The following is a 17,291-nucleotide window of genomic DNA, read 5'->3' on the forward strand; positions in this document are numbered from 1 at the left end:
CCATCTAGACCCTATTCTTACTTCTCTTCTTTCAAGCTTAATTTCAAGTTTAACTCTTCAAGCTGTGCTTCTGCAACTGGGCTTGGAGCTTCTGTTAATAAGCAGCTTGCGCTTGCTGTTTTCGGGAATGCAATTGTATCACGAAGGTTCGTACGGCCTGCAAGTAACATAACAAGACGATCTAAACCTAATGCGATTCCGCCGTGTGGTGGTGTACCGTATTCGAATGCTTCTAATAAGAACCCGAATTGCTCTTGCGCTTCTTCTTGTGAGAATCCAAGTGCTTTGAACATTTTTTCTTGTACGTCACGCTCGTAAATACGAAGTGATCCACCACCAAGCTCATAACCGTTTAATACAAGGTCATATGCTTGTGCACGCGCTTTTTCTGGCGCTGTTTCTAATAGCTCAACGTCTTCACGGAATGGCATTGTGAATGGATGATGAGCTGCGAAGTAACGATCTGCATCTTCATCGTACTCAAGAAGTGGCCAATCAGTTACCCATAGGAAGTTAAATTTACTTTCATCAATTAACTCAAGCTCTTTACCTAGACGTAAACGAAGTGCGCCTAAGCTATCTGCAACAATGCTCTTCTTATCTGCTACGAATAGTAATAAGTCGCCAGCAGTAGCTTCTAATGTACTCATTAACACGTTTGCATCTTCTTCACCAAAGAATTTCGCAATCGGTCCTTTTAAGCCGTCTTCTTCAACTTTAAGCCAAGCTAGACCTTTTGCACCGTATACTTTCACGAATTCAGTTAATGCATCGATGTCTTTACGAGAGTATTTACTTGCAGCACCTTTTGCATTAATTGCTTTTACTTGTCCGCCGCTTTCTACAGCACTTGTAAACACTTTAAAGCCACAACCTGCTGCAAACTCAGATAAGTCTGTTAGTTCCATTTCAAAGCGTGTATCTGGCTTATCAGAACCGTAACGAGCCATTGCATCAGCATATTTCATACGAGGGAATGGTGCACTAACTTCTACACCTTTTGCATCCTTCATAACTTTCGTCATCATACGCTCCATCATTTCTAAAATCTCATCTTGTGTTAAGAATGAAGCTTCAATATCGATTTGCGTGAATTCTGGTTGACGATCTGCACGTAAATCTTCGTCACGGAAACAACGTGCTACTTGATAGTAACGCTCAAATCCGCCGACCATAAGAAGCTGTTTAAATAACTGTGGTGACTGTGGTAATGCATAGAATTCACCATCATGTACACGACTTGGTACTAAATAGTCACGAGCTCCTTCTGGTGTGCTCTTCGTTAAAATTGGTGTTTCAACTTCTAAAAACTCTTCTGTATCTAAGAAGTTACGAATTGTTTTTGTTACGTCATGACGCATTTTGAATGTGTTGAACATTACAGGTCGACGTAAGTCTAAATAACGATATTTTAAACGCACATCTTCTGATGCATCTGTATCATCAGCAATAATAATTGGCGTTGTTTTCGCTGCGTTTAATACATTTACTTTCGTTGCTTGTACTTCAATACGACCAGTTGCCATATTGTCATTAATTGCGCCTTCACCACGTTCAACAACTGTACCTTCTATGTGTAATACGTATTCGCTACGAATTGTTTCTGCTACTTCTAACGCTTCTTTTGATGTTTCTGGGTTAAATACAACTTGTACGATACCTGTACGGTCACGTAAATCGATAAAGATTAATCCACCTAAGTCACGGCGTTTTTGTACCCAACCTTTTAATTGAACTGTTTGTCCAACAGCTTCTACTGTTACTTTTCCACATGCATGTGTTCTTTCAGCCACTGTAAGTTCCCCCTATATTAATTTCTCTGCTACGTATGAAGCAAATACATCTAACGCTACTTCTTCTTGTTCACCTGTTGCCATATCTTTTAAGTTAATGATGCCTTTATCTAGCTCATCTTCTCCTAATACAGCTACAAATTTCGCCTTTAGACGATCTGCTGATTTAAATTGTGCTTTCATTTTGCGATCTAAATAATCTTTTTCAACTGATAACCCAGCTTTACGAAGATCGAACGCAACTTTTGCAGCATGGTCTTTCGCTTTTTCACCAAGCGCTACAACGTAACAATCAATGCTATGTTCAAGTGGTAATTCAATGTTTTCAGCTTTTAGCGCCATAATTAAACGTTCAATACTCATTGCAAAACCGATACCTGGCATTTCTGGTCCACCGATTTCTTGTACAAGTCCGTTATAACGGCCACCACCGCTTAATGTAGTGATCGCACCGAAACCTTCTGCCTCACTCATAATTTCAAAAACAGTGTGTTGGTAGTAGTCTAAACCACGCACTAAGTTCGGATCTTTTTCAAATGGAACATCCATCATCGTTAATAGTTCTTGAACTTTGTCGTAGTATACTGCTGAATCTTCGTTTAAGTATTCTGTAATAGATGGTGCTGTTGCCATTAATTCATGGTTACGGTCCTTCTTACAGTCTAAAATTCGAAGTGGGTTCTTTTCTAAGCGAGATTGACAGTCAGAACAGAATTCGCCGATACGTGGCTCAAAGTGTGCGATTAATGCATCACGGTGTGCTTGACGGCTCGCTGCGTCACCTAAACTGTTTAATACAACTTTAATATTTTTCAAGCCCATGCCGCGGTAAAATTCAACAGCAAGTGCAATTACTTCTGCATCAATTGCAGGGTCATTACTGCCGATTGCTTCGATACCGAATTGTACGAATTGACGATAGCGACCTGCTTGTGGTCTTTCATAACGGAACATTTGACCGATATAGTATAATTTCGTTGGTTGTGTTGCATCACCAAACATTTTATTTTCAACGTAAGAACGTACAACAGGTGCAGTACCTTCTGGACGTAATGTTAAACTGCGCTCTCCACGATCTTGGAATGAGTACATTTCTTTTTGTACGATATCTGTCGTATCACCAACACCGCGTAAAAATAGCTCAGTGTGCTCAAAAATTGGTGTACGAATTTCTTTATAATTGTAACGACGGCAAATTTCGCGTGCTTGCCCTTCGATATACTGCCATAACTCAACAGTGCCTGGAAGAATATCTTGCGTTCCGCGTGGGATTTGAATAGACATATTCAGTTCCTCCTCAAATTGTTTTAATCTTAATAAAAATAAAAAAACTCCCGCCTCTACTGTTTAAACAGTAGGGACGAGAGTATTATACCCGTGGTGCCACCCTAATTGAAGCACGTATGCTTCCACTTTTTTAATAACGCTTAAATATGCGTTCATCCCTACTAAGCATATATGCCGTTCAAGTTGAAACCTCTAGAGTGTCATTCAATCAGTCATCATGCAGAAATGTTTTCAGCCTAAGACATTCCTTCTCTTTCCATGTGTGTCTCATTTACTCTTCTCTATCAACGGTTATATTCATATGTAAATATAAAATTACTATACGTTTGTTAAGTAGGATTGTCAAGTGCTCTAAGAACGTTCAATCTGCTTCTTTAAACGCTTTACATCTTGAAGAGAAATCCCAAACTCGGAAGCAAGCTCCATTGAAGTATTGTTTTGCTCTTTTGAAATAAAATCATGAAAATTCACGTTAAATAGTTGATTTGCACCATTTGTAACAGAATGCCCTTTTTCATTCATACGCATACGTATATCCCTCACATTCAATATGGATGTTTTACTTTTTATTGTTCCATATTGATGAGAGAGTTATACATAAATGCAGAAGCTATTGATTCCAAAGAAAGTGAACCTTTAATCCGTGGGAGGCCACTGTCTACAAATAGCGGGATAAATGAACAAAACATACAACAATGTGTCAACTCCCCCACTGGGTTAAAACGTTTCAGTGAGGGCTTGAGTTAGAAATCTAGGTCTTTTCAGACAGTTTGACGCTCTAGAATTCATGCCACCTTACGGTAACACCCCAAGTATGTTTTTGGTTGGTACTGGCAATGAACTATCGTTTTCCCACTTGCACCACCCTTTTGAAAAAGAGCAGTTCTTCCTTATGGAAGAAGCCACCACTCAGATGAATCCGGCGTGTGCTACAAGCCCCGACAAGTCGAGTACACATGGATGGTTGACGCACCCACTAAGCTATGCGCGAAGCAACAGCCTTACGTTTTTGCACTTCTAATAGAATCGGCGTTTTCACTTTGAGATTGTCATCCAATTCTACAACCTTTGATTTTTGCAATGTATTCAATGCACCATTAATATCAGCATGGATACACGTTCCTGCTTTACTTTGGTACAGACCACGAGTGATTCGTTTGCCACTAAAGAGATAATGCGTCCTATCTTCCTTAGACCAAACAGGAACCGGATCCTTATTAAGAAAACTAGCTTTTGAAGTATAGCTTTCTTCTTGTTTTAAAAATCGTATACCTTCTTTTATACATTTATTCTCAATCGCTGCAATCAATTTATGAAATGGGATTTGCACAAATGTTTGATTATTCTTTTTTCCCATATCAGATTTTTGTTTCCAACCAGCGTTATACCCTACGACAACCGTATCTATGTTACATGCTTTCACTTTTTTAAACAACAGGCCTACAGTTTGTGAAATGTAACCATTTATTTGTCGTTCTCGTTTATGCCAAAGTGCAGCCATTCTATTCGTTACAACACGTTTTGAAAGTCCATTTTCTATATTTTTCAGTTGCAGATTACGCATCATTTTGTTGAAGTATTGGTTAATGGATTTTAGTTTTTTTCCATCAATTAAAAATGCATCACCTGTATTGGTTGCGCAACTTACTAATCTGTCTACACCTAAATCGCAACTCAAAGCGCTACTAGTAGTCGTGGATGGTTTCTTCATTTGAGAAACGTGCATTTCATATGTGTAATGCACCTCAAAGAACCGACCTTTTTGCTTCGGTACAATTTCAATGTAGGAGATTTTTTTATTTCTTAAGTTTTTAGGCATACGTATTTTAATGGAACCGAATTTTTTTCTGAATGCAACATTCATCGGAATCATCCAATACCCGTTATTATCCACTTTTGGAACTTGATAGATCTCAATAATTCGTTTGTCAGTTGAACGAGAATAATTCGGAAACTTAGGACGACCTGCGAAGGTTTCTTGTTTTCTCTTCCACTGTTCCAATGCTTTAAAAAAGCTTTTTACTTCTGCATATAAGGCTCTACGAATGGCCTGAACAGAGTTTGATTGAATGCCCGAGTAATTCATATCAGCTTGCATGGCAGTATCCACTTCTTTTACAGTAGCCATTTTATTATGGTTCAAATAACTTTGTTTCATTGTGTACAATCCAACATTTCGCAATGCTTTTGAACTATGTGACATGCGTTGCAGTAAGCGGAATTCTTTAGCTGTGAGGCAAGCCCGTCCGATATTCTGTTTTTGCGTGAATCGTTGCATGGTTTCTCTTTTCTTTTGTTTTCGTAATACTTTCACTGCTTTCTTTCTAGCCATTGTTTTCACCACCTTTCTTAGAGAGTTCATTAAAATTATTCATTACTTTTGACAAATCAATATTTGGAATGAAACGGAACAAAATATGAACATGTTCTTCATCGAAATTTCTTTTAGCTCAAGTAATCGAATAATGATTATTATCCAATTTCGTTGTCTTACGATATATTCCCTCCTTATCTACAACAGATTATATCGTAAGACAAAAAGAAACAAACATTCGCCATCAAAAAATTGTTATGAACGAAACAAAAAGGGTTCAACCTACCTTCTCACGGCAATTCATCTTCACCTGAATTGTTAGGCTTCACCCGTAACACAAATCAGATGAAGATGAATTGCCGAAATGTATAAAAAAGAGAGGATTATATAATCCTCTCTTTTTTTATCAACACTATTTACTTTCTACAATTAAGGTCACCGGACCATCATTGATTAAAGAAACGTCCATCATTGCTCCGAACTTCCCTGTTTCCACATGCAATCCTTGTTTGCGAACTTCTTCATTAAAGAAATCGTATAAATGCTCTGCATAGTCAGGTTTCGCAGCATCCATAAAGTTTGGACGTCTTCCCTTGCGACAATCTCCGTATAATGTAAATTGCGAAATAGATAGAACTTGTCCTTCTACATCAAGTACAGAATGATTCATCTTTCCGCTCTCATCTTCAAAAATACGTAAGTTCGCAATTTTTTCTGCAATGTAAGTTGCATCTTTTTCTGTATCTTCGTGCGTAATGCCAACTAGCAATGTTAGACCGAACGGAATTTGCCCTACAATCTCACCATTTACTGTGACAGACGCTTCCTTTGATCGTTGTAAAACAACTCTCATCTTTCTACACTCCCTATTAATGCATCATGCGTCGTACTGCATAAATTTCTGGAACGCGTTTAATGCGTTCTACTACTTTTTTCAAGTGTTGTAAGTTACGAATCGAGATTGACATATTAATTGTTGCCATCTTATTACGGTCACTTCTACCAGAAACAGCTGAAATGTACGTTTTCGTCTCTGTAACAGCTTGCAGTACTTCATTTAATAAACCACGGCGATCGTAACCTGAAATTTCAATATCAACGTTATACTCAATTTCTTTTTCAGGGCTACCTTCCCACTCTACTTCTAATAATCGTTCTACAGCTTCTTCTGTATGAACATTTACACAATCACGGCGGTGAATCGATACACCTCGGCCTTTCGTAATATACCCAACGATATCATCGCCCGGAACTGGGTTACAGCATTTCGATAAACGAATTAATAAATTATCAGCACCGCTTACCTTTACACCAGAATCCCATTTTCGAATTTTCATCGGTTTACGAACTTCTTTAACTTCAACAATTTCTTCTTCTTCGCGTTGTTTGCGGAACTTGTCCGTTAGTCGCGTAACAATTTGCGAAGCTGTAATTCCGCTATACCCAACTGCTGCAAACATATCTTCTTCATTTGCAAAGTTAAATTTCTCAGCGACGCGTTTTAAGTTATCAGGCGCTAATACTTCTTTCATCTCATACTCTAGACCACGTACTTCCTTTTCAACAAGTTCACGGCCTTTTTCAATATTTTCGTCTCTACGTTGTTTCTTAAAGAATTGACGAATTTTATTTTTCGCATGAGATGTTTGAGCAAGTTTTACCCAATCTTGACTTGGGCCATATGAATGTTTCGACGTTAAAATTTCAATAATGTCGCCTGTTTTTAATTTATAATCCAGCGTCACCATTTTACCGTTTACTTTTGCACCAATTGTTTTATTCCCAATTTCCGAATGGACACGATACGAGAAATCAATCGGAACCGATCCAAGTGGTAATTCCATTACATCGCCTTTCGGTGTAAAGACGAATACCATGTCAGAGAATAAATCAATTTTTAATGACTCCATAAATTCCTCTGCATTAGAAGCTTCATTTTGCCATTCTAATATTTGACGGAACCATGTGAGTTTCTTCTCTAATGTACCTGTTGTTTCTGCTGTTTTTCCTTCTTTGTACGCCCAGTGTGCCGCGATCCCGAATTCTGCAATTTCGTGCATTTCTTTCGTACGAATTTGCACTTCAAGTGGATCACCTTTCGGTCCAATTACAGTCGTATGAAGAGATTGATATAGATTTGCTTTTGGCATTGCAATATAATCTTTAAAACGACCTGGCATCGGCTTCCAGCACGTATGAATAATTCCAAGCACCGCATAACAATCTTTAATACTATTTACAACGACACGTACAGCTAATAAATCGTAAATTTCATTGAACTGCTTATTTTGCAGTGCCATTTTACGATAAATACTATAAATATGTTTCGGTCTTCCAGAAATCTCAGGTTGAATTGCAACTTCTTTTAATTTCTCACGAATACCAGTCATTACTTCGTCTAAGTATTCTTCACGTTCTGCACGTTTACGCTTCATTAAATTTACAATACGGTAATATTGCTGTGGATTTAAATAGCGAAGTGACGTATCCTCTAGCTCCCATTTAATAGTACTAATTCCGAGTCTATGTGCTAAAGGTGCAAAGATTTCTAACGTTTCATTCGCAATGCGACGCTGCTTCTCTTGAGGCAAATGTTTCAATGTACGCATGTTATGAAGACGATCAGCTAGTTTAATTAAAATAACTCGAATATCTTGAGCCATTGCAATAAACATTTTGCGATGGTTTTCGGCTTGTTGTTGTTCATGAGATTTATATTTAATCTTCCCAAGCTTTGTAACACCATCAACAAGCATAGCAATTTCTTTGTTAAATTCCCGTTCAATATCTTCTAACGTAATCTCTGTATCTTCCACTACATCATGTAAGAAACCTGCTGATACCGTAGCTGGATCCATGTGTAAATCAACTAAAATACCTGCAACTTGAATCGGATGAATAATATACGGTTCACCCGATTTTCTATATTGTTCGCTATGTGCATCACGTGCATATTCATAGGCACGTGCCACTAGCTCAATATCTTCATCCGCTAAATATTGACTTGCTTTCTCGAGTACCTGTTCAGCTGTTAGTACCTGCTCATTTGCCATCGAATCACCTTTTATTGAAAATTGACTTTATCTTTATTTAATAGAATAAATTATATTCTATCATTATAACCCAATGATTGTGAATTGTGAAAAGGAAAAGATTTTACTGACATTTCACCATGATTTTTTGTTCAATTATACAAAAGTACCCGCTCCTCTCCAAGAGATTCACGGGTACTTTTTATCACCGTAGTTTTACCTATATAGTGATTAGTATTTTTCTAATACTAATACATCGTAACCATCTAACATTTTACGACCATCTAAGTAAGTAAGCTCTACTAAGAATGCAATCCCTGCTACAACTCCGCCTAGCTCTTCAACTAACTTAATTGTCGCTTCGATTGTTCCACCTGTAGCTAATAGATCATCTGTAATTAATACGCGTTGACCTGGCTTAATTGCATCTTTATGGATTGTTAAAACATCCGTTCCATATTCTTTACCGTAATCAACTGTAATTACTTCACGTGGTAATTTTCCTAATTTACGAACTGGCGCAAATCCTACCTCCAACGCATAAGAAACTGGGCAACCGATAATGAAACCACGAGCTTCTGGTCCTACTACAACATCGATATCTCTTTCTTTTGCGTACTCAACGATTGCATCTGTTGCTGCTTTGTATGCTTTACCGTCATTCATTAAAGGTGTAATGTCTTTAAACACAATACCTTCTTTCGGATAATCCGGTACAATTGCGATATGTTGCTTGAAATCCATATTTCTGAATCCTCCTCAGATCTAAAAGGTTTGTAAATACAAATCCTTTACCCTAACTGTTCTACTTCTTTATGATTACGAATCGTTTCAAACCATGTATATAGTTGCTGATATGTGCTATAAACCAATTCTTTTTCTAATTGTAAGTGGTTCATTTTCTCACGATATGTGTTCGATTCAATTAAATCACGCTTTTGTTTTTTGTCTGCCATAAAAATGACGCCATCTTTTATTGTAACAAATTCTAACTCAAAAAACACCTGTGTCATGAAATTTACTGTATCTTTTGACCAGCCTTTATGGCGACATAGTTGTTCTCCATATTGTCTTAAAGAAAATGGTGTTTTTTGGCTTAAGAAAGAATAGTACCATTTAAAGTGTTCTCTCGTAGGAACTGTACTAAATAGATGGTTATTTTCTTGATAAAACAGTGTATAAATTCGCGCTGGGAATCCTACTTTAAATAACTCACGTAATTCATCTGTTCCGCTTGGCAAATCGAGTAACACGATGTATTGATCATCCAAATGCGTTACTTCTGACGCATGCATAAGCTTTTCTTTATAGTCCTCTAAAGAAAATTTATTCAATACCTCTTCAGAAAAATACACCATTGTTATTTTTTCTTTCGGAAGTTCTGCTAAATTTGCTTCTGCATTACGCATACTACGCCAATCAAATAATTGCCACGCCTCTACAGCAATATCTTGTACCATTAATTGTGGCTTCTTAAAATTGTTCCATTCATTGATGGATGCTTCTCCTATTACAGATACTTTTGCAACTGGAGAGATTTCTTTCGCATATGCACCAAAACCAAATCCAATTGTATCCAGTGTTGCTTGTCCATCACGAAGAGCCATTTTTAAATGAGAGCCATCTGATCCGATTGCGCGAATACTTTCTAACTCTGCATCTTTCACTGCAATACGTGGTTTCGGATTTCCAACACCAAATGGTGCTAACTTCTGCATATCTTCAATTGCCGCTAGCGTTACATCCTCCACTTTACAAAAAACATCAACTGCTGTAATTGGAATAAAATCTTCTTCTGTTAAAATTGCATCTGCTTGTTCATTTAAGCGACGGCGTAATTCATCTACATCATTCATATGTAGCGTCATCCCAGCTGCCATCGGATGCCCTCCGAAGTGTGGCAATAACTCTCTACAATCTGATAAATTTGCAAACAAATCAAATCCTGCAATACTACGCGCTGAGCCTTTTGCTGTTTCTTTTATAGGATCAATGCATAATACAATAGTCGGACGATAAAAACGTTCAACTAATTTAGAAGCGACAATCCCAATTACACCTGGATTCCAACCTTCTTTTGCAAGTACTAATACTTTGTTTTCTTCTGGCGGAAAGTTATTTTCAACTTCAGCGATAGCCTCTTCGGTAATTTGCTTTACAATATCTTTTCGCAGTTTGTTCAGCTCATCAATTTCTTCGGCCAACTCTTTCGCTTCCTCAGGATCATCTGATAATAAAAGGTGTACAGCCGGCGTTGCATCTTCTAAACGCCCGACCGCATTAATACGCGGTGCAATTGAGAAGCCAATACTCTCTTCTGTAATTTCACTTTGCGAAACGTTAGCAACTTTAAACAATGCCTTCAAACCAATATTTTTCGTCATACGCATATGTTTTAAACCGCGTTTCACTAGCAACCTATTTTCACCATGAAGTGACACTAAATCGGCTACTGTACCGATTACTGCAATTTCTAATAAATGTTCTGGTACACGGCCTAATAGTGCATGCGCAACTTTAAACGCAACACCTACACCAGCTAAATAGTGAAACGGATATACACCGCCATCTAATTTCGGATGTATAATCGCAAGTGCTTCTGGCAATTCTGGCGGTGGCTCATGGTGATCTGTAATAATTAGATCTATTCCAAGCTCTTTCGCTACATTCGCTTCATGTACTGCTGCGATGCCAGTGTCGACAGTAATAATCAGTGAGAACCCTGCGCTATGCGCCCAACGAAACGCTTCTTCGTTCGGTCCATACCCTTCTGTAAAACGATTTGGAATGTAAAATTCTACTTCTGCACCTAATTCTTGAAGAGCAAGATATAAAACCGTCGTACTACTTACTCCGTCCGCATCGTAATCACCAAATATTAATATTTGCTCTCCATTTTGAATCGCCTTATTTACACGTTCTACCGTTCTATCCATTCCTTCTAATAAAAATGGATCATGAAATTCTTGATTTTCTGTATTTAAAAAATCTAAAATCTTATCTTCTGTATCTAGTCCTCTACCGAGGAATAATGAAACGACAAGTGGCGATAACTGTAATTTACTTGCTAATTCACTCACTCGCTCTTCATTATATTCTTTTTCTTTCCAACGCGTCTTCGGTTGTAACACGAAATCACCCCTTAACCTGTTCATTATACAAGACAGATTAAGGGGTGACAATATAATGCAAACTATGATGCAATATCTACATACTAAAATGTTAATGATGTTTAATTTGGAGAATACGGATTTATATGTACGAATACATTTTGTACATTATCTTGTTTCATAAGTATTTCTTTCACATGTTTTCCAATGCGGTGTCCTTCTTCTACAGTAATGTATGGATCTACAGACACTTTAATATCGACAATAACATAATGACCATGCTCCCGTGCATATAAAGAACCAATTTTTTTCACACCATCTACTTGAAGAACCGCTTCTCTAAGCGGAATAACATCCTCCTCATGAAGAACATGGTCAAGCGTTGCATGAATTGCTTCCGCTCCAATGCTCCATGCCATTTTTACAACAAGTAGTGAAACAACTAATCCTGCAATCGGATCAGCATATACAAGCCAGTCTATACCAAGCTTACCACCTAGTATAGCTGCACAAATACCGATTAAAGCTGCAATTGAAGAAAATACATCCGAACGGTGCTCATATGCATTTGCAATAATTGCATCACTATTTACCCTTTTCCCTAATCGGAATTTATATTGAAACATTCCTTCTTTCACGACGATTGAAAGAACAACAGCAAAAATCGTAATTCCTTTCGGCGGTTCTAGTTCTTGCGAAAAAGCTTTTATAGATGAAATCGCGATTTCAAGTCCCACAATAAATAATAATACCGCAACAATAATCGCTGAAATCGATTCCGCTTTACCATGACCATACGGATGATCTTCATCAGGTGGCTGCTTTGCCGCTCGCAATCCAAAAAGTACAGCTAGCGAACCAATTACATCTGATGCAGAATGCACCGCATCTGCTAACAGTGCTTTACTGTTCCCAATATAACCAATTACCGCCTTTACAATTGCTAATATAATATTACCAACGATCCCGACAATAGCACCAAACTCGGCCTGTTTAAAACGTTCATCTTTTTCCATAATTAAAATCCCTTCTTTTCTTAACCTATCTTTTTATTTTAACAAAAACAGCGATAACACCACCACTTTCTTCCATCTTCTTCCCATCAAAAAGTTGCTATCTTATTGTATCCACAAACGAAAAAAGAGATGCCTCATAAAGAGACATCATCTTTTCTATACTTGCGGTTCAGATTCTACTTTCTCAACCTTCTTCTTGTTTTTACCTCTTTTCAAACGACGGTTTTCAAGCATTAACCAAATTTGAGAGGCAACGAAAACAGAAGAGTACGTACCTACAATTAATCCAACAAGCAACGCAAACGAGAAGTTACGTAGTGACTCACTACCGAAGATAAGCAGTGCAATTACTGGGAGTAACACTGTTAATACGGTGTTAATCGAACGACCAAGCGTTTGGCGAATACTTGCATTTACGATTTCTTCTAGGTCTTTTATATCGCGCACTCGTTTTTTCTGTTTGTATAATTCACGGTTTCTATCAAATGTAACAATCGAGTCATTAATAGAATAACCGATGATTGTTAGTACTGCAGCGATAAACGTTAAGTCTACCTCCAATTGGAAAATACTAAACATAACAACCATAACGAATGCGTCATGTAGTAACGCAAGCACTGCAGATAACGCATACGTAAATCGGAATCGAATACTTACGTATAAAATGATAACTGCAGAAGCAATTAGTACAGCGATAAATGCATTTCGTGCAATCTCTTTACCGATTGTCGGTGAAACTGTACTTATGTTTGGATCCGTACCATATTTATCATGGAAGAATGTTTTTGTTTTCGCAATTTCATCTTTTGATAAAACACCTAATGTACGAACTGCGAAACCTTTATTGTCATCCCCAGTCGGTACAATATTTTCTTCCTTCACATCAATGTTCAACTCTTTAAAATCTTTATGAACATCAGCTACAGTAACTGCTTGTTTTGATTGCAAGTCCATACGTGTACCACTTGCAAAGTCAATACCAAGATTCAACTTGAAAATTGGCAGGATAATTGCACCTGCAATTACAACTACAATTGAGAAGATAAGGAATTTATGACCGATATTTACGAAGTTAATACGATCAAATTTCGTTGGTGGATGTACTACACCTTTTGTTAAAGGAATAATATCCTTTTGTTTCACACCAAAATATCCTGGTTTTTTATCGAAGTAACGGCTCTTTACAAGTAAACCTAGTAAGAAACGAGTACCGAATACGTTCGTAATGAAACCGACTAAAATACTTACAATTAAACTTGTTGCAAACCCTTGAACTGAGCTTGTACCATATACAAATAACACACCTGCAGCTGCAAGAGTCGTAACGTTCGCATCTAGAATTGTTGCTAAGGAACGATGGTTACCAGCTCGGAATGCTGACATCATGGACTTACCAATTTTCAGCTCTTCTTTCAGTCTCTCGTACGTAATAATATTCGCATCAACTGCGATACCTACCCCAAGCACTAATGCGGCAATACCTGGTAATGTCAGAACCGCATGCATCCAGTTAAAGACAAGTAATGTAACGAAAATGTATAGACCTAACATAATTACAGCTACAAGCCCTGGTAAACGGTAATACACAAGCATAAATAAGAAAATAAGAGCGATACCAATCGCACTAGCGAAAATTGTTTGATCTAATGCTTGTTGACCAAATTTCGCTCCAACAGATGTTGAATACATTTCTTTTAAATCAACAGGAAGTGCACCTGCATTTAATAAAGATGAAAGTTGTTTCGCACTTTCAACTGTGAAGTTTCCACCTACGATAGATACTTCAGCTTGGTTAAATACTTGGCTTACTGTTGCTGCTGATAAGAACTTCGGATTCGGTTTTGCAGATTCTGCTTTATATGAATCTTTTCCTTCTTCAAAGTCAAGCCAAATTACCATTAAATTCGTTGGTGGTGGCATTTTTGAAATCTTTTCAGTTACTGCACGGAATTTTTCAGCGCTTTTCAGTGTAAGACCTACGCTCGCACGGCCTTGCTCATCAAACGTTTGTTTCGCTCCGCCGCCTTTTAAATCCGTTCCATCCATAAGAAGGTTATCATCCACATCACGGAATGTTAATTTCGCTTGTGTTGATAACATTTCACGTGCTTTTTGCTGATCTTGTACACCAGCAAGCTGTACACGAATTCGATCTTGCCCTTCGATTTGAATGTTCGGCTCACTTACACCGAGAACATTGACACGATTTTCAAGAGCACCTACTGTACTTACAAGTACGTCTCGATCGATTTTATCACCTTTTTTGGCTGGTTTTACTTCATACAGAATTTCAAAACCACCGCGAAGGTCTAGTCCTAGACTAATTCCTTTTGCTATGTCTTTTCCTGCCGCACCAATTACTCCACCGATTAATAAGACGATGAGGAAAAAGGCGGCAATTCTCGTACCACGCTTTGCCATATGTACCCTCTTTCTGCTACTAACACTTTCAATAAATCTTTTACGATTCACTGCTATACGTGTGCATACGCCTAGTTAGTAGACTTCCTTTCTATAATTTTTGCTAGTTCATCACTAGCTGTATAGGTAAGCTTTTACACTACCTACACTTTCATCATTTATTTTCCTCTTCACGACCTCCTTTATATATAATCTTAGACACAATTATTTCCTCTTTATCAATACATATCATTATACTGCAAAAGGAAGAACAAACCAATTGCAGTCGGTTATTTATTTTCGTACTCATCAAATGACCAAAGCGGTGCTTGATAAGCTTCAACAGTTAAATATGTCATATATTCATTAGTACTTACTGTTAATACGTCATTAACTAATTCATACAATCTAACATCGCTGTCTAACTTCTTCCACTTTTTCACTTTAAGAAACTTCCAAATGTCATCATCTGTCACTCGGTCGTAACCGAACATTTGAAACTCTTCTACTTTACTTTCTAAAACGACTTGTAACTGTCCGCGGTATGATTCTACCAAAGCCTCTCTATCTAACATCTATAACATCTCCTTCTTATTTCAGCACGAAAAAGTCGCTTTAATCCCGCTCTAATGGACAGCAATAACTACTTTCAAGAGCACTATCATACTTCACTCTCTTAAATGCTTGTCATTCTTGTCTCGTACGTGCATATAAATTATTGTAAATCATTCCATTGATTTTGAGAAGGTAGGAGAAGAACATGACGAGACAAAGCTTTTTAAAAGGCGCATTTATTTTAATGATAGCCGGCTTTATTACAAAAATACTCGGCTTTATCAACCGCATAGTAATGGCACGTATTTTAGGAGAAGAAGGCGTTGGTCTTTATATGATGGCCGTTCCTACATTCATTTTAGCAATTACATTGACACAAATTGGTCTTCCTGTCGCAATCGCAAAATTTGTAGCAGAAGCGGAAGCTGTGAACGATAAACAAAGAGTTAAAAAAATATTAACCGTATCACTAGCTGTTACATCCGTTATTAGTATCATTTTAACAATCGGAATTATGTTCCTCACACCTATTTTAGCAAAAACATTATTAACCGACGAAAGAACGTACTATCCATTAATGGCCATTTTGCCCGTCGTTCCCGTTATTGCTGTTTCTTCTGTTTTGCGTGGTTACTTTCAAGGGAAACAAAACATGAAACCTAGCGCTTATGCGCAAGTTCTAGAACAAGTCGTCCGCATTACCATTATCGCTATATGCATTCAATTATTTTTACCTTACGGCATAGAATACGCTGCCGCCGGCGCTATGTTATCAGCTGTTCTCGGTGAAGTTGCATCCTTATTATTTTTACTCACGTTATTTCAGCGAGAAAAACATTTATCAATACGCTCTGGATTTTTCACTACTGTAAAGGAAAGCAAAGGGACATTTTATTCTCTGATGGATATTGCCCTTCCAACTACAGGAAGTCGTTTAATCGGCTCCGTTTCATATTTTTTTGAACCTATTGTCGTTATGCAAAGCTTAGCAATCGCTGGTGTCGCTGCTTCTGTTGCAACCCAGCAATACGGTATATTAAACGGTTATGCATTCCCGCTTCTATCACTACCCGCCTTTATTACATACGCTCTTTCTACAGCGCTCGTCCCTTCTATTAGTGAAGCAATGGCAAAAAGACAACATAAATTAGTGGAGCACCGTTTACAACAAGCACTTCGAATTTCATTAATTACCGGCGGATGGTCTGTCGTTATATTATACGTATTCGCTTCTCCTGTTTTAACTCTTATGTACGGATCAGACAGCGCAACAGCATTCATTCAACTTCTTGCGCCTTGCTTTTTATTTCATTATTTCCAAAGTCCACTTACCTCTGTTTTGCAAGCTTTAAACTTAGCAAGAGCTGCAATGATGAATACATTTATTGGCGCCATCGTGAAATTAATCGTTATTTTTGTACTAGCCTCAAGGCCAGAATTTCAAATGATGGGAGTTGCACTTGCTATCGCTGCAAATATTGTAACAGTAACATTTCTTCACTACGCTACTGTTTTAAAAAAGATTACATTTACCATTTACGCAAAAGACTATATTTTCGGCGGACTTGCCATCGGTATCGCAGGCGCCTTCGGTTTTTATCTTCATAAATATATTATTTTCTCTCATTCCCTTGGCATACAAACATTATGGGAAATCACTTTAACAACAATTGTTTATATCGTACTTCTCTTCACTTTCAAACTCATTCGAAAAGAAGAGTTAAGTCGTCTCCCTATCATTCGTAAACTTTCATTTTTGAAATAAGTTGAAACTTTAATCAGTG

The 17,291-nt window shown here is 37.7% G+C and carries 13 protein-coding genes and 1 other annotated feature; of the genes, 1 reads left to right on the forward strand and 12 read right to left on the reverse strand.

All coding sequences use genetic code 11. The annotated features are described in order from the left end of the window. Nucleotides 1–17: 17 nt before the first annotated feature. The 12 genes from aspS to AC241_RS21895 all read right to left on the reverse strand — a co-directional run bounded on the left by aspS (nucleotide 18) and on the right by AC241_RS21895 (nucleotide 15,527). The gene (aspS, locus tag AC241_RS21845) at nucleotides 18–1,793 is read right to left on the reverse strand and encodes an aspartate--tRNA ligase (RefSeq protein WP_029443349.1); all 1,776 of its coding nucleotides are present in this window, start codon (nucleotides 1,791–1,793) and stop codon (nucleotides 18–20) included. A gap of 12 nt (nucleotides 1,794–1,805) precedes the next feature. Further along, nucleotides 1,806–3,077, reverse strand: coding sequence for a histidine--tRNA ligase (hisS, locus tag AC241_RS21850; protein ID WP_000027079.1), 1,272 nt, complete (start codon nucleotides 3,075–3,077; stop codon nucleotides 1,806–1,808). A 69-nt stretch (nucleotides 3,078–3,146) separates the two neighbouring features. Next, nucleotides 3,147–3,377 (reverse strand) — a binding site (T-box leader). Nucleotides 3,378–3,431: 54 nt separating this feature from the next. Further along, on the reverse strand, nucleotides 3,432–3,608 hold the full coding sequence (locus AC241_RS34870) for a hypothetical protein (protein WP_001242605.1): 177 nt from the start codon (nucleotides 3,606–3,608) through the stop codon (nucleotides 3,432–3,434). A 448-nt stretch (nucleotides 3,609–4,056) separates the two neighbouring features. Continuing rightward, a complete protein-coding gene (locus AC241_RS21860) occupies nucleotides 4,057–5,412 on the reverse strand; it encodes an RNA-guided endonuclease TnpB family protein (RefSeq protein ID WP_050844542.1) in 1,356 nt (451 codons plus the stop codon). After that, nucleotides 5,405–5,494, reverse strand: a complete 90-nt coding sequence (locus AC241_RS34370; RefSeq protein ID WP_157671263.1) for a hypothetical protein — start codon at nucleotides 5,492–5,494, stop codon at nucleotides 5,405–5,407. Before AC241_RS34370 ends, AC241_RS21860 begins: the two co-directional genes overlap by 8 nt. A gap of 312 nt (nucleotides 5,495–5,806) precedes the next feature. Beyond that, nucleotides 5,807–6,247: a D-tyrosyl-tRNA(Tyr) deacylase gene (locus AC241_RS21865; RefSeq protein ID WP_016080209.1), complete on the reverse strand. Its 441-nt coding sequence runs from the start codon at nucleotides 6,245–6,247 to the stop codon at nucleotides 5,807–5,809. A gap of 16 nt (nucleotides 6,248–6,263) precedes the next feature. Beyond that, entirely contained in the window at nucleotides 6,264–8,447 is a 2,184-nt protein-coding gene (relA, locus tag AC241_RS21870; protein ID WP_016080208.1) for a GTP diphosphokinase, read from the reverse strand. A 210-nt stretch (nucleotides 8,448–8,657) separates the two neighbouring features. Then, nucleotides 8,658–9,170 carry an adenine phosphoribosyltransferase gene (locus AC241_RS21875; protein ID WP_000346217.1) on the reverse strand — a complete coding sequence of 171 codons (513 nt, stop codon included), beginning with the start codon at nucleotides 9,168–9,170 and terminating at the stop codon, nucleotides 8,658–8,660. A 47-nt stretch (nucleotides 9,171–9,217) separates the two neighbouring features. Next, nucleotides 9,218–11,557, reverse strand: a complete 2,340-nt coding sequence (recJ, locus tag AC241_RS21880; RefSeq protein ID WP_029443352.1) for a single-stranded-DNA-specific exonuclease RecJ — start codon at nucleotides 11,555–11,557, stop codon at nucleotides 9,218–9,220. Between the two features lie 101 nt (nucleotides 11,558–11,658). Continuing rightward, nucleotides 11,659–12,552: a cation diffusion facilitator family transporter gene (locus AC241_RS21885; protein ID WP_000409746.1), complete on the reverse strand. Its 894-nt coding sequence runs from the start codon at nucleotides 12,550–12,552 to the stop codon at nucleotides 11,659–11,661. Between the two features lie 156 nt (nucleotides 12,553–12,708). Next, nucleotides 12,709–14,973, reverse strand: a complete 2,265-nt coding sequence (secDF, locus tag AC241_RS21890) for a protein translocase subunit SecDF (RefSeq protein ID WP_016077245.1) — start codon at nucleotides 14,971–14,973, stop codon at nucleotides 12,709–12,711. Nucleotides 14,974–15,242: 269 nt separating this feature from the next. Continuing rightward, nucleotides 15,243–15,527: a post-transcriptional regulator gene (locus tag AC241_RS21895; RefSeq protein ID WP_050844543.1), complete on the reverse strand. Its 285-nt coding sequence runs from the start codon at nucleotides 15,525–15,527 to the stop codon at nucleotides 15,243–15,245. 185 nt (nucleotides 15,528–15,712) lie between these two features. Between AC241_RS21895 and spoVB the strand changes: the two genes are divergently transcribed. Continuing rightward, nucleotides 15,713–17,272, forward strand: a complete 1,560-nt coding sequence (gene spoVB, locus AC241_RS21900; RefSeq protein WP_000198301.1) for a stage V sporulation protein B — start codon at nucleotides 15,713–15,715, stop codon at nucleotides 17,270–17,272. The last annotated feature ends 19 nt before the right edge of the window (nucleotides 17,273–17,291 follow it).

Origin of the sequence: Bacillus thuringiensis (genome assembly GCF_001182785.1) — a bacterium.
GTDB lineage: Bacteria > Bacillota > Bacilli > Bacillales > Bacillaceae_G > Bacillus_A > Bacillus_A thuringiensis_S.

Excerpts from the sequence above, each read along its gene's own strand:
- AC241_RS21895 (WP_050844543.1), bottom strand. The coding sequence starts at position 15,527 with ATGTTAGATAGAGAGGCTTTGGTAGAATCATACCGCGGACAGTTACAA.
- secDF (WP_016077245.1), bottom strand. The coding sequence starts at position 14,973 with ATGGCAAAGCGTGGTACGAGAATTGCCGCCTTTTTCCTCATCGTCTTA.
- AC241_RS34870 (WP_001242605.1), bottom strand. The coding sequence starts at position 3,608 with ATGCGTATGAATGAAAAAGGGCATTCTGTTACAAATGGTGCAAATCAA.
- AC241_RS21865 (WP_016080209.1), bottom strand. The coding sequence starts at position 6,247 with ATGAGAGTTGTTTTACAACGATCAAAGGAAGCGTCTGTCACAGTAAAT.
- AC241_RS21860 (WP_050844542.1), bottom strand. The coding sequence starts at position 5,412 with ATGGCTAGAAAGAAAGCAGTGAAAGTATTACGAAAACAAAAGAAAAGA.
- spoVB (WP_000198301.1), top strand. The coding sequence starts at position 15,713 with ATGACGAGACAAAGCTTTTTAAAAGGCGCATTTATTTTAATGATAGCC.
- hisS (WP_000027079.1), bottom strand. The coding sequence starts at position 3,077 with ATGTCTATTCAAATCCCACGCGGAACGCAAGATATTCTTCCAGGCACT.
- AC241_RS21885 (WP_000409746.1), bottom strand. The coding sequence starts at position 12,552 with ATGGAAAAAGATGAACGTTTTAAACAGGCCGAGTTTGGTGCTATTGTC.
- relA (WP_016080208.1), bottom strand. The coding sequence starts at position 8,447 with ATGGCAAATGAGCAGGTACTAACAGCTGAACAGGTACTCGAGAAAGCA.
- AC241_RS21875 (WP_000346217.1), bottom strand. The coding sequence starts at position 9,170 with ATGGATTTCAAGCAACATATCGCAATTGTACCGGATTATCCGAAAGAA.